At 72.4% G+C, this 19,201-nt stretch carries 14 protein-coding genes; 12 read left to right on the forward strand and 2 right to left on the reverse strand.

The window, feature by feature from the left end; translation table 11 throughout:
* Window positions 1-152 precede the first annotated feature (152 nt).
* The 8 genes from ACF1AL_RS30880 (at window position 153) to ACF1AL_RS30915 (ending at window position 9,859) form a co-directional block, all read left to right on the forward strand.
* On the forward strand, window positions 153-1,694 hold the full coding sequence (locus tag ACF1AL_RS30880) for a gamma-aminobutyraldehyde dehydrogenase (RefSeq protein ID WP_391819757.1): 1,542 nt from the start codon (window positions 153-155) through the stop codon (window positions 1,692-1,694).
* 49 nt (window positions 1,695-1,743) lie between these two features.
* Window positions 1,744-2,991 carry a spermidine/putrescine ABC transporter substrate-binding protein gene (locus ACF1AL_RS30885; RefSeq protein ID WP_366837298.1) on the forward strand — a complete coding sequence of 416 codons (1,248 nt, stop codon included), beginning with the start codon at window positions 1,744-1,746 and terminating at the stop codon, window positions 2,989-2,991.
* A 5-nt stretch (window positions 2,992-2,996) separates the two neighbouring features.
* The gene (locus ACF1AL_RS30890; protein WP_384212346.1) at window positions 2,997-4,148 is read left to right on the forward strand and encodes an ABC transporter ATP-binding protein; all 1,152 of its coding nucleotides are present in this window, start codon (window positions 2,997-2,999) and stop codon (window positions 4,146-4,148) included.
* Window positions 4,148-5,077, forward strand: a complete 930-nt coding sequence (locus tag ACF1AL_RS30895; RefSeq protein ID WP_391698400.1) for an ABC transporter permease — start codon at window positions 4,148-4,150, stop codon at window positions 5,075-5,077. Before ACF1AL_RS30890 ends, ACF1AL_RS30895 begins: the two co-directional genes overlap by 1 nt.
* A complete protein-coding gene (locus ACF1AL_RS30900) occupies window positions 5,078-5,878 on the forward strand; it encodes an ABC transporter permease (RefSeq protein WP_366837302.1) in 801 nt (266 codons plus the stop codon).
* Window positions 5,879-5,917: 39 nt separating this feature from the next.
* Window positions 5,918-7,336: an NAD(P)/FAD-dependent oxidoreductase gene (locus ACF1AL_RS30905; protein WP_391779513.1), complete on the forward strand. Its 1,419-nt coding sequence runs from the start codon at window positions 5,918-5,920 to the stop codon at window positions 7,334-7,336.
* A gap of 183 nt (window positions 7,337-7,519) precedes the next feature.
* Complete coding sequence (locus ACF1AL_RS30910; RefSeq protein ID WP_391828287.1) at window positions 7,520-7,975, forward strand: hypothetical protein; 456 nt, start codon at window positions 7,520-7,522, stop codon at window positions 7,973-7,975.
* Window positions 7,976-8,062: 87 nt separating this feature from the next.
* On the forward strand, window positions 8,063-9,859 hold the full coding sequence (locus ACF1AL_RS30915; protein ID WP_391819761.1) for a chitinase: 1,797 nt from the start codon (window positions 8,063-8,065) through the stop codon (window positions 9,857-9,859).
* On the opposite strand, the gene ACF1AL_RS30920 is transcribed toward ACF1AL_RS30915, so the two are convergent.
* Window positions 9,798-10,436 (reverse strand): phosphatase PAP2 family protein, encoded by a 639-nt coding sequence (locus tag ACF1AL_RS30920; protein WP_391698409.1) that lies wholly within the window; start codon window positions 10,434-10,436, stop codon window positions 9,798-9,800. The two genes, ACF1AL_RS30915 and ACF1AL_RS30920, sit on opposite strands and share 62 nt — an antisense overlap.
* A gap of 404 nt (window positions 10,437-10,840) precedes the next feature.
* Window positions 10,841-12,175 carry a 4-aminobutyrate--2-oxoglutarate transaminase gene (gene gabT / locus ACF1AL_RS30925; RefSeq protein WP_391819763.1) on the reverse strand — a complete coding sequence of 445 codons (1,335 nt, stop codon included), beginning with the start codon at window positions 12,173-12,175 and terminating at the stop codon, window positions 10,841-10,843.
* A gap of 250 nt (window positions 12,176-12,425) precedes the next feature.
* Between gabT and ACF1AL_RS30930 the strand changes: the two genes are divergently transcribed.
* From ACF1AL_RS30930 to ACF1AL_RS30945, 4 genes are all read left to right on the forward strand, one after another.
* Complete coding sequence (locus tag ACF1AL_RS30930; RefSeq protein WP_391819765.1) at window positions 12,426-14,942, forward strand: ATP/GTP-binding protein; 2,517 nt, start codon at window positions 12,426-12,428, stop codon at window positions 14,940-14,942.
* A 173-nt stretch (window positions 14,943-15,115) separates the two neighbouring features.
* Entirely contained in the window at window positions 15,116-16,783 is a 1,668-nt protein-coding gene (locus tag ACF1AL_RS30935; RefSeq protein ID WP_391698415.1) for a PucR family transcriptional regulator, read from the forward strand.
* 142 nt (window positions 16,784-16,925) lie between these two features.
* Entirely contained in the window at window positions 16,926-18,371 is a 1,446-nt protein-coding gene (locus tag ACF1AL_RS30940; protein ID WP_391698418.1) for an aldehyde dehydrogenase family protein, read from the forward strand.
* 145 nt (window positions 18,372-18,516) lie between these two features.
* Window positions 18,517-19,197: a hypothetical protein gene (locus tag ACF1AL_RS30945; RefSeq protein WP_391819767.1), complete on the forward strand. Its 681-nt coding sequence runs from the start codon at window positions 18,517-18,519 to the stop codon at window positions 19,195-19,197.
* Window positions 19,198-19,201: the final 4 nt, after the last annotated feature.

Genomic DNA, 19,201 nt, shown 5'->3' on the forward strand with positions numbered 1-19,201 from the left:
TAACCGAAAGGCAACAACGGAATCCCTTGTCGACGTCCCATGGCTCTGTCAGGATCGGCACTCAAATCGAGCCGGAGCTACGCCACCCACCCCTCGTGGGTCAGCCACCCACCCCCTGCACGGGAGGGGGGACGACGGCGGAGGAGAGCGATATGCACAACCCGGGCACCACCCCGGAGAGGTCCGCGGAATTCCCCGCACAGGAACGTTTCGCGGAGGGCGCGCAGTACATCGCGGGACGGCTCGCCCGGGGCACCTCCGGACACACGCACGCGGTCGTCGACCCGGCCACCGGCGAGGACGTGTTCACCTACGAATTGGCCGGCACCGACGACGTCGACGCGGCCGTGGCCGCCGCCCGCGCGGCCTTCCCCGGCTGGGCCGGCGCCACGCCCGGCGAGCGCTCCGACGCGCTGCACCGCTTCGCCGCCGTCCTCGCCGACCGGGCGGAGGATCTCGCCCGCGCGGAGTCCCTGCAGTGCGGCAAGCCGCTCAAGCTCAGCCGCGAGTTCGACGTGCCGGGCACGATCGACAACACCGCGTTCTTCGCGGGGGCCGCCCGGCACCTCCAGGGGCAGTCGGCCGCCGAGTACTCCGGGGACCACACGTCGTACGTCCGCCGGGAGCCGATCGGTGTCGTCGGGTCCATCGCGCCGTGGAACTACCCGCTGCAGATGGCCGCGTGGAAGATCCTCCCGGCGATCGCCGCGGGCAACACCATCGTGCTGAAGCCCGCCGAGCCGACCCCGCTGACCTCCCTGCTGTTCGCCGAGGCCGCCACCGCGGCCGGCCTCCCGGACGGCGTGGTCAACATCGTCACCGGGACCGGCAGGGTGGCCGGCGAGCACCTCGTCGGCCACCCCGACGTGGCCATGACCTCCTTCACCGGGTCCACCGGCGTCGGCAGGCGGGTCGCCGAGATCGCCACCGCGACCGTCAAGCGCCTGCACCTGGAGCTCGGCGGCAAGGCACCCTTCGTGGTCTTCGACGACGCCGACCTGGACGCGGCCGTCAACGGCGCCGTGGCGGCGGCGCTGATCAACACCGGGCAGGACTGCACCGCCGCCACCCGCGCGTACGTGCAGCGCCCGCTCTACGAGGAGTTCGTCGCGCGCACCGCCGCCCTGATGGAGACCGTGCGGCTGGGCGACCCCTTCGCCCCCGGCACCGACCTCGGCCCGCTGATCTCCCACGCCCACCGCGACCGCGTCGCCGGCTTCGTCGACCGGGCGCGTGCCTACGCGCGCGTGGTCACCGGCGGCGAGGCGCCGGGCGGCGAACTCGCCAAGGGCGCCTACTACCGGCCCACCCTGATCGCCGGCGCCCCGCAGGACAGCGAGATCGTCCAGGCGGAGATCTTCGGCCCCGTGTTGGTCGTCCTGCCGTTCGACGGCGACGATGAAGGCATCCGGCTGGCCAACGACACCCCCTACGGCCTCGCCGCCTCCGCGTGGAGCCGGGACGTGTACCGGGCGAACCGGGCGACACGGGAGATCAAGGCGGGGTGCGTGTGGATCAACGACCACATCCCGATCATCAGCGAGATGCCCCACGGCGGGTACAAGGCGTCCGGCTTCGGCAAGGACATGTCATCGTACTCGTTCGAGGAGTACACGCAGATAAAGCACGTCATGTTCGACAACACCGCGGTGGCCGGGAAGGACTGGCACCGCACCGTCTTCGGGGACCGATAGCCAGTTCGGGCCGGCCACGGCCCATCCTCCCGAAAGGGCAACCACGCGCATGGAGCAGTACGAGCCCGACCGCCTGACCCCGGCCCGAGCGGCCGCCATGCGGCGCAGTTTCCGGGGCGGCCGGGCCGCCCTCACCCGCCGGTCCCTGCTGCGCGCCTCCGCGGGCGGTGCCCTGGCGGCCGGCGGTCTCGGGGCGCTGAGCGCCTGCGGCATCCCCGCGGCGAGCAAGACGCAGGGCGGTCAGTCCGCGGACGACCACTCGGCCCAGGAGAAGGTGGTCAACTTCTCCAACTGGCCCGAGTACATCGACGTGGACGACAAGACCAACCGTCACCCCACCCTGGACGCGTTCGCCCGGCAGACCGGCATCCACGTCAAGTACACCGAGGACGTCAACGACAACGACGAGTTCTTCGGCAAGGTCCAGCCGCAGCTCGCCGCCGGCCAGGACACCGGCCGGGACCTGATCGTGGTCACGGACTGGCTGGCCGCCCGCATGATCCGCCTCGGGTACGTCCAGAAACTCGACCCCTCGCACCTGCCGCACGCCTTCGCCAACCTGTCGGACCAGTTCCGCGCCCCCGACTGGGACCCGGGCCGGGCGTACTCGTATCCCTGGCAGGGTGTGTCGACCGTCGTCGCCTACAACAAGAAGGCGCTGGACGGCATCGAGGTGAAGTCCGTGTCCGACCTGCTGGACAACCCCAGGCTCAAGGGCCGCGTCGGCTTCCTGACCGAGATGCGCGACAGCATCGGCATGACCATGCTCGACATGGGCATGAACCCGGGCAAGTTCACCGACGACGACTTCGACAAGGTGGTCGCGCGCCTGCAGAAGGCCGTCGACAAGGGGCAGATCCGCCGTTTCACCGGCAACGACTACACCTCGGACCTCACCAAGGGCGACTTCGCCGCGTGCGTCGCCTGGGGCGGCGACGTCGTACAGCTGCAGGCGGACAACCCGGACGTCGGCTATGTCATCCCCGACGCCGGCTACATGACGTCGACCGACAACATGCTGATCCCGAACAAGGCGCGCCACAAGACGAACGCCGAGCGGCTCATCGACTTCTTCTACCAGCCGGAGCAGGCCGCGGCCCTCGCCGCGTACGTCAACTACGTGAGTCCGGTCGCGGGGGTGCGGCCCTACCTTGCGAAGATCGACGAGGCGGCGGCGGACAACCCGCTGATCGTGCCCGACAAGGCCATGCAGGCGAAGTCCCACGCCTTCCGCGCGCTGACGCAGAAGGAAGAGACGGCCTACCAGCAGAAGTTCTCCAAGCTCACTGGGGCGTGACGACCATGACGACGACAGACAACAGCGGCGACGTCCGCCTCTCCGGCATCAGCAAGACCTACGACAACGGCTTCACCGCCGTGCAGCCGCTCGACCTGACCGTGCCGCAGGGCTCCTTCTTCGCCCTGCTCGGCGCCTCCGGCTGCGGCAAGACCACCACCCTGCGCATGATCGCCGGCCTGGAGGACCCCACCACGGGCACCGTCCACCTCGGCGAGCAGGACGTCACCCACCTGCCGCCCTACAAACGGCCGGTGAACACCGTCTTCCAGTCCTACGCGCTCTTCCCGCACCTCGACATCTTCGAGAACGTCGCCTTCGGTCTGCGCCGGCGCGGCATCAAGAGCGTGAAGAAGCAGGTCGAGGAGATGCTGGAGCTGGTCCAGCTCGGTGAGCAGGCGCGCAAGAAGCCCCACCAGCTCTCCGGCGGCCAGCAGCAGCGCGTCGCGGTGGCCCGCGCGCTGATCAACCACCCCAAGGTGCTGCTCCTGGACGAGCCCCTCGGCGCCCTCGACCTGAAGCTGCGCCGCCAGATGCAGCTGGAGCTCAAGCGCATCCAGACGGAGGTCGGCATCACCTTCGTGCACGTCACGCACGACCAGGAGGAGGCCATGACCATGGCCGACACGGTCGCCGTGATGAACGCCGGCCGGGTCGAGCAGCTCGGCGCGCCCACCGACCTCTACGAGAACCCGCAGACCACGTTCGTGGCGAACTTCCTCGGCACCTCCAACCTGATCGAGGCCGAGGTCGACACCAAGAGCGGCGACGACATCGTGCTCAAGGCGGGCGGCGGCAAGCTGGTGCTGCCCCAGGCGCGCTGTTCGGCGCCTGCGACCGCCGGCGGCAAGGTGCTGGTCGGCATCCGCCCGGAGAAGATCGCGCTCACCCACGCCGACGACGCGGGCACGATCCCCGAGGGCCGCAACCGGATCACCGGCACCATCGCCGACGCCAGCTTCATCGGCGTCTCCACGCAGTACGTGATCGACAGCCCCGTCTGCGACGAGCTGGCCGTGTACGCGCAGAACGTCGACCGCGACGGCCGCCTGGTGCCCGGCGCCGAGGTCGTCCTGCACTGGTCCCCGGCGCACACCTTCGGCCTCGACGCCGCCCAGAGCATCGACGCGGGCACCGGGGAAGAGGCGGCGGCCTGATGTCGACGCTCACCGAGGCGCCCCCGCCGCTCACCCCGACCGCACCCGAGAAGAAGCCGCCGCGCAAGCGGGGCCGCCTCACGCCGTACTGGCTGCTGCTGCCCGGCATCCTGTGGCTGATCGTCTTCTTCGCGCTGCCGATGATCTACCAGGCGTCCACGTCCGTGCAGACGGGCTCGCTGGAGGCCGGCTACAAGGTCACCTGGCACTTCGCCACCTACTGGGACGCCCTGTCCGAGTACTGGCCGCAGTTCCTGCGCTCGGTCGCCTACGCGGCCGCCGCGACGGTGCTGTGCCTGCTGCTCGGCTACCCGCTGGCGTACCTGATCGCCTTCCGCGCGGGCCGCTGGAAGAACCTGGTCATGATCCTGGTGATCGCGCCGTTCTTCACCAGCTTCCTGATCCGCACCCTCGCCTGGAAGACGATCCTCGCCGACAACAGCCCCATCGTGCACGTGCTCAACACCCTGCACGTCCTGGACGTCACCAGCTGGCTCGGCTGGACGGCCGGCGACCGCGTGCTCGCCACCCCGCTCGCGGTGGTCTGCGGTCTGACGTACAACTTCCTGCCGTTCATGATCCTGCCGCTGTACACCTCGCTGGAGCGCATCGACCACCGGCTGCACGAGGCGGCCGGCGACCTGTACGCGAAGCCCTGGACCACCTTCCGCAAGGTGACCTTCCCGCTGTCGATGCCGGGCGTCGTCTCCGGCACCCTGCTCACCTTCATCCCGGCGGCCGGCGACTACGTCAACGCCGAACTGCTCGGCTCCACCGACACACGCATGATCGGCAACGTGATCCAGACGCAGTTCCTGCGCATCCTGGACTACCCGACGGCGGCCGCGCTGTCCTTCATCCTGATGGCCGCGATCCTTCTCATGGTCACTTTCTACATCCGCAGGTCCGGGACGGAGGATCTGGTCTAAATGCCCTTCGTCACCTGGCTCAAGCGCCGGCTCGTGGTCATCGCGGGCCTGTTCACCCTCGCCTATCTGCTGCTGCCGAACATCGTCGTCACGGTGTTCTCCTTCAACAAACCCAAGGGCCGCTTCAACTACGAGTGGCAGCAGTTCTCCACGGACGCCTGGAAGGACCCGTGCGGCGTCGCCGGCATGTGCGGCTCGCTCGGCATCAGCCTCCAGATCGCGGTGTGGGCGACCCTCGGCGCCACCCTGCTCGGCACGATGATCGCCTTCGCGCTGGTGCGTTACCGCTTCCGCGCCCGCGGCGTGGTCAACTCGCTGATCTTCCTGCCGATGGCGATGCCCGAGGTCGTCATGGCGGCCTCGCTGCTCACCCTGTTCCTCAACATGGGCGCGCCGCTCGGCTTCTGGACGATCCTGATCGCGCACATCATGTTCTGCCTCAGCTTCGTCGTCACCGCGGTCAAGGCGCGCGTGATGTCGATGGACCCGCGCCTGGAGCAGGCCGCGCAGGACCTCTACGCCGGACCGGCGCAGACGTTCCTGCGGGTCACCCTGCCCATCGCGGCCCCCGGAATCGCCGCGGGCGCGCTGCTCGCCTTCGCGCTCTCCTTCGACGATTTCATCATCACCAATTTCAACGCGGGCTCCACCGTCACCTTCCCCATGTTCGTGTGGGGTTCGGCGCAGCGCGGCACGCCCGTCCAGATCAATGTCATCGGTACGGCCATGTTCCTGGTCGCCGTGCTGTTCGTGCTGGCGTCCATGCTGATCGGCAACCGCCGTACCAAGCAGAAGGCGTGAAGCCCCCTTTCACGGAAATGCCTGTAGGGAGTTGAAATCATGGCCCCGAGCGCCATGAGCCGTTGGACAGAGTCTCTTTCCGAAGCGCAGCCGGTCCCGTACTGGCTGGACGACCCCGGCAGGCCGCGCCCCGAGCCCGCGCTGACCGCCGCCGAGACCTGCGACCTGCTGGTCGTCGGCGGCGGGTACAGCGGACTGTGGACGGCGCTGATCGCCAAGGAGCGCGACCCGCAGCGGGACGTGGTCCTGCTGGAAGGCCGTGAGGTGGGCTGGGCCGCCTCCGGCCGCAACGGCGGCTTCTGCGCCGCCTCCCTCACCCACGGCCTGCCCAACGGGCTGGCCCGCTGGCCGCGGGAGATCCGGAAGCTGGAGGAACTCGGCCGGCGCAACCTCGACGAGATCGAGCGGGCGGTCGCCCGCTACTCCCTCGACTGCGACTTCGAGCGCACCGGCGAGATCGACGTGGCGACCGAGCCGTACCAGGCGTGGGAACTGCGCGACTGGTACGACGAGATCGAGGCCAAGGGCCTCGCCGACGGCATCGAGTTCCTGGACGCCGACGCGGTGCGCGCGCAGGTGAACTCGCCGACCTTCGAGGCGGGCCTGTGGGACCGCCGGGGTGTAGCGATGCTGCACCCGGCCAAGCTCGCCTGGGGCCTGAAGCGGGCCTGTCTCGGCCTCGGCGTGCGGATCCACGAGCACACCCCGGCGCTGACGCTGAAGCCGTACGGCGCCGGCATGGCCGTGCGCACGCCCTACGGCCGGGTCCGGGCCCGGCAGGTGGCGCTCGGCACGAACATCTTCCCGAACCTGGTCAAGCGGGTGCGGTCGTACACCGTGCCCGTGTACGACTACGCGCTGATGACCGAGCCGCTGACGGCCGAGCAGCTGAAGTCCGTCGGCTGGGAGAACCGGCAGGGCCTCGGGGACTCGGCGAACCAGTTCCACTACTTCCGGCTGTCCGCCGACAACCGCATCCTGTGGGGCGGCTACGACGCGATCTACCCCTACGGCGGCCGGGTGCGCGCCGAGTACGACGACCGGCCGGAGACCTACGCCAAGCTCGCCGGGCACTTCTTCACCTGCTTCCCGCAGCTGGAGGGGGTGCGGTTCACGCACGCGTGGGGCGGCGCGATCGACACCTGCTCCCGCTTCTCGGCGTTCTTCGGCACCGCCCACCAGGGACGGGTGGCGTACGCGGCCGGCTACACGGGTCTCGGCGTCGGCGCGACGCGCTTCGGCGCGGACGTGATGCTGGACCTGCTGGCGGGGGAGACCACCGAGCGCACGGCGCTGGAGATGGTGCGCCGCAAGCCGCTCCCGTTCCCGCCGGAGCCGTTCGCCTGGACGGGCATCGCCCTCACCAAGTGGTCCCTGGCCCGCGCGGACGCCCACGGCGGCCGCCGCAACCTGTGGCTGCGCACCATGGACAAACTGGGCCTCGGCTTCGACAGCTGAACCGGCCCCCACCGGTCACCACCGGTCACCGGGCTCCGGGCACGCCCCGCCCGGTGTGATCCGGATCACTTCGACGGGTCGGGTGAATCCGCGTAATGCCCGGTGGGGGAAGCCCCTCTCCCTCGTGAGGGTCGCGGCGCGCAACGCGTCGTGGCGTGGTCGCGAGGGACAGGGAGGTCTTTCATGGCAGGGGCGAAGACGGCGGTGGAGTGGCTGGCGTCGGTGGCGCCGGACCCCGAGGCCTGCCGCTGGGAGTGGGAGCGCAACCCGCTGGGTGTCGCGCTGCTGCCCGCCGGCCGGGCGTGGGACGTGCTGATCCTGCCCGGCCGGCTCGGCTACCCGACGCTCGACGTCCTCACCCGGATCCTGGACCGGCCGGGACCGGTGCTGGCCGACTTCGGCGACGACCGCATGGGCTTCTTCGTGCCGCCCGGCACCGCGTCCCGCTGGGTCGGCACCGGCATCCGCACGGCCGGGAACGGCACCTGGATCGTGGTGCCGCACCCGGGCCGCTCGGCCGGGACGATCCGCTGGCTGGTCGAGCCGGACGGCTCCGGCACGCTGACCGACGCGGCGCTGCTGGAGCTGGCGATGCACGAGGCGGCGGCGGGGCCGGCGGGCGGGCGCGGGGGAGGCTGAGCCGCCGGACGTCTTGACAACCGGATTGGTCTGGACCAAGTTGGGCGCGCTCCACCTCCTCCAACTCCCCCATGCCCGGAGGCATCTGTGGAACGCACCAGACCCCTGGCCGCCCTCCTGACGGCCGCCGTCCTGACCCTCCCCGGTATCACCGCGCTGTCGTCGGCCGCCCGTGCGGCCGACGCGAACCTCGTGACGAACGGCGGTTTCGAGTCCGGCCTGACCGGCTGGACCTGCACCGCCGGACGGACCGTCGGCTCACCCGTGCACAGCGGCGCCTCGGCGCTGGAGGCCACCCCGGCCGGCAGCGACAACGCCCAGTGCGCCCAGACGGTGAACGTGCAGCCGGGCGCGCAGTACACGCTGTCCGGCCACCTCCGCGGCTCCTACGTCTACCTCGGCGCGAGCGGCACCGGCACCACCGACGTCTCCGCCTGGACCCAGTCCGCCCCCGACTGGCAGCAGCTCACGACCACCTTCCGCACCGGACCGAACACCACCAGGGTCACCCTCTACACCCACGGCTGGTACGGCACGGGCGCCTACTACGCCGACGACATCACCCTCACCGGCCCCGGCGGCACCCCCGCGCAGCCACCCGCCGCGCCCACCGGCCTGACCGCCGGCACGACCACCTCCACCAGCGTCGCCCTGTCCTGGCAGCCCGTGCCGGGCGCCACCGGCTACGCCGTCTACCGCGACGGCACCAAGGTCCTCACGGTGACCGGCACCACGGCCACGGTCACCGGCCTCGCGCCCTCCACTGCGTACTCCTTCCAGGTGGCCGCCGTGAACGGCGCCGGCGAGTCCGCGAAGTCGGCGGCCGTGACCGCGACGACGAGCGCCGGCACCGGCGGCCCCGCCCCCGGCCTGCCCGCGCACGCCCTGGTCGGCTACCTCCACGCGAGCTTCGCCAACGGCGCCGGCTACACCCGTCTCGCCGACGTCCCCGACAGCTGGGACGTCATCGACCTGGCCTTCGGCGAGCCCACCTCGACGACCTCCGGTGACATCCGCTTCACCCGCTGCCCGGTCACCGAGTGCCCGAACGCCGAGTCGGACGCCGACTTCAAGGCGGCGATCAAGGTCAAGCAGGCGGCCGGCAAGAAGGTCCTGATCTCCATCGGCGGCCAGAACGGCCAGGTCCAGCTCACGACGACGGCGGCCCGCGACACCTTCGTCACCTCCGTCTCGAAGATCATCGACACCTACGGCCTCGACGGCCTCGACATCGACTTCGAGGGCCACTCGCTGTCCCTGAACGCGAACGACACGGACTTCAAGAACCCGACCACCCCGGTGATCGTCAATCTCATCTCCGCGCTGAAGACCCTGAAGGCCAAGTACGGCACGAAGTTCGTCCTCACGATGGCCCCGGAGACCTTCTTCGTGCAGAACGGCTACCAGTACTACGGCACCGGCAAGTGGGGCGGCCAGGACCCGCGCTGCGGGGCGTACCTCCCGGTCATCCACGCCCTGCGCGACGACCTCACGCTGCTGCACGTCCAGGACTACAACTCCGGCCCGATCATGGGCCTGGACAACCAGTACCACTCCATGGGCGGCGCCGACTTCCACATCGCGATGACCGACATGCTGCTGACCGGCTTCCCGGTCGCCGGCGACACGAACAACGTGTTCCCGCCGCTGCGCCCCGACCAGGTCGCCATCGGCATGCCGGCGACCACCAACGCGGGCAACGGCTACGTCAGCCCGGCCGAGGTCACCAGGACCCTGGACTGCCTGACCAAGCGCACCGACTGCGGCTCGTACAGCCCGCACGGCACCTGGCCTGCCCTGCGCGGCCTGATGACCTGGTCCGTCAACTGGGACCGCTTCGGCGGCTGGGAGTTCCAGCGGACGTTCGACGGCTACTTCGGCTGATCACCCGCCACAGCCCCGTCAGCAGGACGGTGGCCAGGCACCAGCTGGCCACCACGTCCAGCGGCCAGTGATAGCCCCGGATCAGCAGCCCGGTGGACACGGCCACGACGAGTGCCGCGCACGCGGCGACGACGAGGCGGCGGGCGGCGGGGGAGCGCAGCCACGGCAGCACCAGCAGGGCCGCGGCGCCGTAGGCCACCGCCGCCGTCGCCGTGTGCCCGGAGGGGAAGTAGCCGACGGCCGGCGGCATCACGGGGGTGCTGGGCCGGGCCGTCCAGTCCTTCAGGGGGACCACCAGCGCCGGGACCAGCGCCATGGTGAGCGCCCCGGCGAGCGGGGGAAGCCACCACCGCTCCAGGCCGGCGCGCCGGCCCCACCAGCCCGCGCAGGCCACCGCCAGCGCCAGGACGGGCACCGCGACCCGCACGTCACCGAGGTCCGAGAGCAGCTCCCAGAACCGGCCCGGGTGCACGAGGTCACCGCTGAGGCGCTCGTCCGCCGTCAGCAGTGGGCCGTCGGTGACGACCTGCCAGGTGATGAGGGCGAACAGCAGGGCCGGGAGGAGCAGCAGGAGCATGGGCCCATGATCCGTCAGCGGACGGCGCGCCGGGGCGAGAAGGAGAAGGAGGCCGGCCGCCCCGGAACAGGGGGGGCGTTCCGAGGCGGCCGAACTGACCGGAACGCCGCGCGCCCCGGGGGGTTTGGGGCGGGCGACCGTCCGATCGGTGAGGAGATCCGGAGCCGCAGGGCTCCGTTTGTGTGCGCGAGGGCACGACCAGGTCGAAGCTGGGGAGGCCTCGGCCTGAGATCGCCCACAGTCCCCTGTGGGCGGGTGTATCTCTCATCTGGGTAGAACCTACGGCAGCCGGTGTGCGGGGAACAGCAGGAACGGCGTCCTGCCATCCACCCCGCACACCTTCTTCACACCCTCTGCCGCAGGGCCGTCAGACGTGCGGGGGCGGTGCTCGGATGTGCCGCCGCTCAGATGCGGGTGAAGGCCTGCTCGATGATGTCGAGACCCTCGTTGAGCAGGTCGTCGCCGATGACCAGCGGCGGCAGGAAGCGCAGCACGTTGCCGTAGGTGCCGCAGGTCAGGACCAGCAGGCCCTCCTGGTGGCAGGCCTTGGCCAGGGCGGCGGCCGCCTCGGCGTTCGGCTCCTTGGTGGCGCGGTCCTTGACCAGCTCGATGGCGATCATCGCGCCGCGGCCGCGCACGTCGCCGATGATGTCGAACTTCTCGGCCATGGCGGTGAGGCGGGACTTCATGATCGCCTCGATGTTCTTCGCCTTGGCGTTGAGGTCCAGCTCCTTCATCGTCTCGATGGCGCCGAGCGCACCGGCGCAGGCCACCGGGTTGCCGCCGTAGGTGCCGCCCAGGCCGCCCGCGTGCGCGGCGTCCATGATCTCGGCGCGGCCGGTCACCGCGGCCAGCGGCAGACCGCCGGCGATGCCCTTGGCGGTGGTGATCAGGTCCGGGACGATGCCCTCGTCCTCGCAGGCGAACCACTGGCCGGTGCGGCAGAAGCCGGACTGGATCTCGTCGGCGACGAAGACGATGCCGTTGTCGGCGGCGAACTGGCGGATCGCCGGCAGGAAGCCCTTGGCCGGCTCGATGAAGCCGCCCTCACCGAGCACCGGCTCGATGATGATCGCGGCCACGTTGTCCGCGCCGACCTGCTTGCTGATCTGGTCGATGGCCTGCTTGGCGGCCTCGGGGCCGCAGTTCTCCGGACCCGTCGGCCAGCGGTAGGCGTAGGCGACCGGGACCCGGTAGACCTCGGGAGCGAACGGACCGAAGCCGTTCTTGTACGGCATGTTCTTCGCCGTCAGCGCCATCGTGAGGTTGGTACGGCCGTGGTAGCCGTGGTCGAAGACGACGACGGCCTGGCGCTTGGTGTACGCGCGGGCGATCTTGACGGCGTTCTCGACGGCCTCGGCGCCCGAGTTGAACAGCGCCGACTTCTTCTCGTGGTCACCCGGCGTGAGCTCGGCCAGCGCCTCGGCGACGGCCACGTAGCCCTCGTAGGGGGTGACCATGAAACAGGTGTGGGTGAAGTCGGCGAGCTGCGCGGAGGCGCGGCGCACCACGGCCTCGGCGGAGGCGCCGACGGAGGTCACGGCGATGCCGGAGCCGAAGTCGATCAGGCTGTTGCCGTCGACGTCCTCGATGACACCGCCGCCCGCGCGCGTGACGAACACCGGCAGCGTGGAGCCCACGCCCTGCGCGACCGCGGCGAGACGGCGGGCCTGCAGCTCCTGCGACTTCGGGCCGGGGATGGCGGTGACGACGCGGCGCTCCTGCGGAAGTGCGGTCATGCGGGGCTCCTGGGGGTTTTACGGATGCTTGCCTTCTTTTCTCGCAGGCTAAGACGGGGAAAGGGCAGCGGGCATGCTCCATGTGGGCGTTGTCGGGGGTGCCCGTTGTCCGCGATGGATATAGAGGTGGGGGCGGCCGGTGACGCTCCGGCGACGCAGGACCGGCCGCGGAATCGGTGAACTCCCTCAGCGGGGGCGTTAGATTGGCTCGCTAGTGGTCGACGGAACGGCTGGTCAGGGGGCAGGGGCGATGGAGAGCGACGGGACGCACGAGGCGCAGGGCGCCCCAGCGGGTGCCCAGCCGAGCGCCCGGCCGGGCACCCACGCGAACCCGGTGCCACGCCCGGCGGGGCCGCCGCAGGTGCCGGGGACGGCTTCCCACGGCGCCGGGGGGCCCGGGGCGTCCGGGATCCCCGGAGTCTCCGGAGTGCCGCCCCGGCCCGCGCACGCGCCCGGCCAGCCCCCCACGCCGGGCCACGCACCCGGCCAGGCCCCCGTGTCGTCCGTCGCCGAGTGGCTGGACGCGCCACGGCCGGAGGCCGAGCCCGGCATCTGGCGGCTGGGCTACCGCCGCCCCGACCCCGCGTCCGGCCGTGAGCGGCTCGCCCCGGTCACCCTCGTCGGCGTGGCGGTCCCGCTGGTCGTGGGCCTGCTGCTGTGGTCGCTGTGGCGGCACGGCAGCCTCCCCTACCAGTGGAGCCTGCTCCGGCTGGTCACCCCCGACGACTGGTGGTGGGGCGGCACCTTCGCCGCGCCCAAGGGCTGGCAGGGCGCCGAGGCCACCGTCGTCTACGACGGCGCCTTCTTCGCCGTGCTCGTCTACGCCATGGGCCGGCTCGGCAGCTGGCCCGGCGTGGTCCGGCACGTCGTCGCCCGCCGTCCGCAGCCAGCCCGCGCCCTGCTCGCCCTGCTCGGCGCCCTGGTCGTGCTGAGCTTCGTCTTCCCCGGCGCCTTCCCCGGCGTCGGCTGGGACGCGCTGCCCGTCGTCGGGCCCGTGTTCTCCCTGGTCGCCCTGGTCACCGGCGGCTACGACGTCTTCACCTCCCCCTGGGTCACCGACCTGCTGTACGCCGTGATCACCCTGCTCGTGGTGTGGCCCTTCGCCCGCCTCGGCGGCTGGCTGCCCTACGCCCGGGAGCGGCTCGCGGCCCGCAAGGACGTCCCGGCCGCCGACACCCCGGCCGCGCCCGCGCCGCCCACCCGGTGGCCCGCCCTGCGCGAGGCCGGTCAGTACCAAGCCGCCGACCTGCTCACCGCCGACGTGCTCGCGGGGCGGATGAACGACGTCGACTGTGCCCGGCTGGAGCACGCCTGGACGAGGGCCCGCGCCCGCGGCCGCCTCGCCGAGTTCACCGATGCCGTCCTGCGCCACGGCTCCGCCGCGCTCACCCACCCCTCCGGGGCGCGCGACCTGCCCGCCCGCGCCGCCCGACACGACCTGCGCGCCGGGCAGGTGCGGATCGGCCGCTGGGCGACGGGGGAGCGCACCCCCCTCGCGTACGGCGGGGCCGGCGCCGCCCTCGACGCGGCGGCCCTCGGCACCTCCCTGCTGGTCGTCGGCCCGTCCGGCGCCGGCAAGACCCGCCAAGTCGTCGCGCCCGTCGTCGAGTCCCTCGCCCTCCAGGCGCTGACCGGGCGGTGCGCGGTCGTCGCGGTGGGCGCGGAGACCGGCCCCGACACCTCCTTCGACGTGGTGGTCCGCATCGGCGACCCCGCCTCCGTGCACGACCTCGACCCGTACGCCGGGGCCACCGACCCCGACGAGGCCGCCGCGCTGCTCGCCGAGGCCCTCGCCGGCGACCTCGACTCCGTGGGCGCCCAGCGCGCCGCGACCGCCCTGGCCCAGCTGCTCGGGCCGTACCGGGCCGCGTACGGCGCCTTCCCCACGCTGCCCGTGCTGCGCGAACTGCTCGCCGGGGAGCCCGCCCCGCTCACCGACCTGCGCGCCGCGCTGGCCGAGGAACGGCACGCCGTGATGCGGCGCGAGCTGGACGCCCGGGTCCGCCAGTCCGGCACGCCCGGCGACCCCGGGCTCGCGCTCGCCGACCGGCTCGCCCTGCTGGACCGGCCGGTGTTCGCGGACTTCTTCGGCGCGGCCTCGCCCGCGGGCGGCACGGACGACGGCACGATCCGGCCGTTCTCGCTGCGCGCCCTCGCCCACCACCCGCTGCGGGTGCGCATCGACCTGCCCGAGCACGGGCACGAGGAGGCCGCGCGGCTGCTCACCCGGCTGGTCCTCGCGCAGTTCACCGCCGTCGCCCGGGAGGCGGGGCGCGAGCACTTCGCCTGCCTCGTCCTCGACGACGCCACCGGCGCCGTCACCGCCGAGTCCGTGCGCCGGATCCAGCGGCTGCGCTCGCAGAACGCCGGGGTCGTCCTCGCGCTGCGCACGGTCGCCGACGTCCCCGAGGCGCTGCACGGGCCGCTGTACGCCGCCGTCGGCTGCCGGATGGCGCTGTCGGGGGTCTCCACCTGGGACGGCAGCCGGTTCGCCGGGGCCTGGGGTACGGAGTGGGTGGAGACCCGGGACGTGGCCCGGCACACCGTCTTCGCCGACCAGCCCATGACCCGGGCGCTGCACGCGCTGCGCAAACTCGTCACCGGCAAGGCGGTCACCACCGAGGCGGTCACCGTCCGCCAGGTCGAGCGGGAGCGGTGGTCGGCGTCCGAACTGGCCCACGAGGTGCCGCCGGGGCACGCGGTGCTGTCGCTGACCACGGTGACGGGCGAGCACGCCCCGCCGCTGCTGCTGGACCTGCGCGGCTGACCGGAACGCCGGACGCCCGGGGCGCGGCGATCGTACGGTGAGGCAGAATCGACAGAGGTCGTTCATACGTGGCGGCCAAAGGATCACAGCGATCACATCGCTCCCACGTTCGCCCCGGCCGCCTCACCGTTCGCACGACGTCCGCAGACCCCGCCCGCCGACCTGAAGGCCCCATGCCCCTCACGCTCGCCTCCCTCGTCCACCACTCGGCGCTCAAGCTGACCGTGCGGGCCGGCGAGGACCGCCTGGACGTGCCCGTGCGCTGGGCGCACGTGAGCGAGCTCGCCGACCCCGTGCCGTACATGGAGGGCGGGGAGCTGCTGCTGATCACCGCGCTGAAGCTGGACGCCGAGGATCCCGAGGCGATGCGGCGGTACGTGCGGCGGCTGGCCGGCGCGGGCGTGGTCGGCATCGGCTTCGCCGTCGGCGTCAACTACGACGAGACCCCGAAGGCCCTCGTCGACGCCTGCGCCGAGGAGGACCTGCCGCTGCTGGAGGTGCCCCGCCGCACCCCCTTCCTCGCCATCAGCAAGGCCGTCTCCGCCGCCATCGCCGCCGAGCAGTACCGGGCCGTCACCGCCGGGTTCGCCGCCCAGCGCGAGCTGACCAAACAGGCCCTGAACTCCGGCCCCGAGGGGCTGCTCGCCGCGCTCGCCGCCCAGGTCGACGGCTGGGCGGCGCTCTACGACGCCTCCGGCGCGGTCGTCGCCACCGCGCCCGAGTGGGCCGTACGGCGGGCGGCCCGGCTCACCGCCGAGGTCGAGCGGCTGCGGGAGCGGCCCGCGCCCGCCTCCTCCGTGGTCGGCGGCCCGGACCACGAGGACCGCGTCGAACTGCACTCCATCGGCACCGGCCGCCGCCCCCGCGCCGCCCTCGCCGTCGGCACCGCCGCCACCCTCGGCACCGCCGAGCGCTACGCCGTGCACTCCGCGATCGCCCTGCTCACCCTCACCACCGAGCGCTCCCGCTCGCTGCACGCCGCCGAGCAGCGCGTCGGTGTCGCCGTGCTGCGCATGCTGCTCGCCGGGGAACCGGACCACGCCCGGGCCGTCGCCGGGGACCTGTACGGGACGCTGCTGGACGCGCCGTTCCGGATGATCGTCGCCGAGTCGGCGTCCGCCTCGGCGGCCCGGGCGCACGCCGACGCGCACGCGCGCGTGACGGCGGCGAAGCCGGCCCCGGCCGCCCCCGCACCGGCCGTCGACGCGGCCGGCGACCCGCTCGGCGCCCTCGCCGAGACCGTCGAGTCGGCCGCGGCCCGCGCCGGGGAGGCCGTGCTCGTCGTCCCCGAGGGGGAACGGCTCGTGGTGCTCGCCACCGACGGCGGCGCCGCGGTCGCCGCGTGCACCGCGTTCGCGGCGGCGCTGGAGGCGGGACGTACCAAGGAACTGCGCGACCAGACCGGCGGCGAGGAGGACGAGCTGATCGTCGGCCTGTCCGCGCCGTCCGGGCCGATCGCGGCCGCCGCCGCGTACAAGCAGGCCGAACAGGCGCTGTCGGTGGCCCGCCGGCGCGGCCGGGTGTGCGTCGAGCACGAGCAGCTGGCGTCCGGGTCGGTGCTGCCGCTGCTCGCCGACGACGCGGTGAAGGCGTTCGCGGACGGGCTGCTGCGGGCGCTGCACGAGCACGACGCGACCGGCCGCGGTGACCTCGTCGCCTCGCTGCGGGCCTGGCTGTCGCGGCACGGCCAGTGGGACGCGGCCGCCGCCGACCTGGGCGTCCACCGGCACACCCTGCGCTACCGGATGCGCCGTGTGGAGGAGATCCTCGGCCGCTCCCTGGACGACCCGGACGTCCGCATGGAGCTCTGGCTGGCGCTGAAGGCGACCTCGCCCGAATAGTCGTACCGAAGAGTCGTACGCCAAAGCGGCGCATGCTCGCCGCCGACTGCTACGGGTCGGACAAACGACCCCCGCTCGTCCCGGCCCTACCGTGGTGGCGAAAGCACGCACACCCCCTACGCGGAAGGGCCGGGAATCGCACATGACTTCCACCCACGCCTTCTGGCTCGCCGGCCGCCAGGCCACCGGCGACGACACCTTCGACGTCACCTCCCCGTGGGACGGCCGGCTCGTCGGCACGGTCGCCGTGCCCACCGAGGCGCAGGTCGAGGAGGCCGTGGCCGCCGCGTACGCCGTGCGGGACGAGTTCGCCGCCACCCCGGCGCATGTGCGCGCCGCCGCCCTGGACCACGTCAGCAAGCGGCTCGCCGAGCGCACCGAGGAGATCGCCCAGCTGATCTCCGCCGAGAACGGCAAGCCGATCAAGTGGGCGCGCGGCGAGGTCGGCCGGGCCGTGTCCGTGTTCCGCTTCGCGGCCGAGGAGGCCCGGCGCTTCAACGGCGGCGACGGCCAGCGTCTGGACACCGACGCCGGCGGTCAGGGCCGTCTGGCGATCACCCGCCGCTTCCCGAAGGGCGTCGTGCTCGGCATCGCGCCGTTCAACTTCCCGCTGAACCTGTGCGCGCACAAGGTCGCCCCCGCGATCGCCGCCGGCGCCCCGATCATCCTCAAGCCGGCCCCCGCCACCCCGCTCTCCGGCCTGATCCTCGGTGAGCTGCTGGCCGAGACCGACCTCCCGGCCGGCTCCTGGTCGATCCTGACCGTGCCGAACGACCGCATGCCCGCCCTCGTCCAGGACGAGCGCCTGCCGGTCATCTCCTTCACCGGCTCCGACAAGGTCGGTTACGCGATCATGGACTCGGTGCCGCGCAAGCACTGCACCCTGGAGCTGGGCGGCAACGGCGCGGCCGTCGTGCTCGGCGACTGGGCGAGCGACGAGGACCTGGACTGGGCCGCGACCCGTATCGCGACCTTCTCCAACTACCAGGGCGGCCAGTCCTGCATCTCGGTGCAGCGCGTGATCGCCGACGCGTCGGTGTACGACCGCCTCCTGCCGCGCATCGTCGCCGCCGTCGAGGCCCAGGTCACGGGCGACCCGTCCGACGACAAGGTCGACGTGGGCCCGCTGGTCAGCGAGGACGCCGCCAAGCGCGTCGAGTCCTGGGTGGACGAGGCCGTGGCGGCCGGCGCGAAGCTGCTCGCCGGCGGCAAGCGCGACGGCGCCTCCTACGCGCCGACCGTCCTCGCCGAGGTCCCGGCCGACGTCACCCTCGCCTGCGAGGAGGTCTTCGGACCGGTCCTCACCGTGCAGAAGGTGGACGGCGAGGCCGAGGCGTTCGCCGCGGTCAACAGCTCCAAGTTCGGCCTCCAGGCCGGCATCTTCACGCACGACCTGCAGACCGCCTTCCGCGCCCACCGCGCCCTCGAGGTCGGCGGCGTCGTCATCGGCGACGTGCCCTCCTACCGCGCCGACCAGATGCCGTACGGCGGCGTCAAGCAGTCCGGCGTCGGCCGCGAGGGCGTCCGCTTCGCCATGGACGACTACACCTACGAGCGCGTCCTGGTCCTGACGGGCATCGCCCTCTGACCGGACCCCCAAGGCCGACGGCCCGAGCTCACTGTGCGGGAGCTCGGGCCGTCGTCGTACCCGCGTCTGCGTCGAACTGGCCTTGTCCGAGCCGTGGGTGGCCCGGCTGGTGCGGGTTCGGCGTGGCTGCGTAGGATCTGCGGTCATGATCCGCAGCAGGCTGGGTGACCTCATCGCCTCCGGTCTTTTCGACCGCCTCGACCAGCGCGACCGCAGGCTCCTCGAGCGGCGTGCCGGGATCAAGTCCGCTGGGGACGAGCCCTTTTCCCTGGATCCCCGCGGCTGGTGGTACGCGGTGCCCGGCGCGGCGTACGCAGGGGTCTTCGAGGCGCTCGGTCTGCACGACCGGTTCCCGGTCACCCTGGACGAGGGCGCCGACGTCGAGGACCTCCCCTTCCGCCAGGACGCGGTGCCCACCTTCGTCACGCCCGAACTGGACGGCTGGCGGCTGGTCTTCGGCAATCTGCCCGACCTGGTCGGCGTCGACTGGGACGCGTGGATGGCCGCGGCGGAACGGCTGAGCGCCCTGTGCGGCGAAGCCCAGATGTTCTACGAGGACGGAGCCGGCGGCACCGATCTCTGGGTCGTCGCCCGTGAGGGCCGTATCCGCCGGCGCCGCGCGGCGTACGACGACGCGGACGATGTCGGTGACCCGTTCCCCTGGGAGGAACCCGGCGGCACCACGACGGTGGCCCAGGCGTGCGCGCGGCTGTCCGTCGACCCCGGTGGCATCGGCGCCTCCACCCGGATGCGGGGCCACGGCTGGCTCGCGCTCAGCCGGCCGGGCATCGGACACGAGAACCTGAACGCCCTCGTGGGCCTCTGAACCG

The organism is Streptomyces sp. NPDC014801, from assembly GCF_043082085.1.
GTDB lineage: Bacteria > Actinomycetota > Actinomycetes > Streptomycetales > Streptomycetaceae > Streptomyces.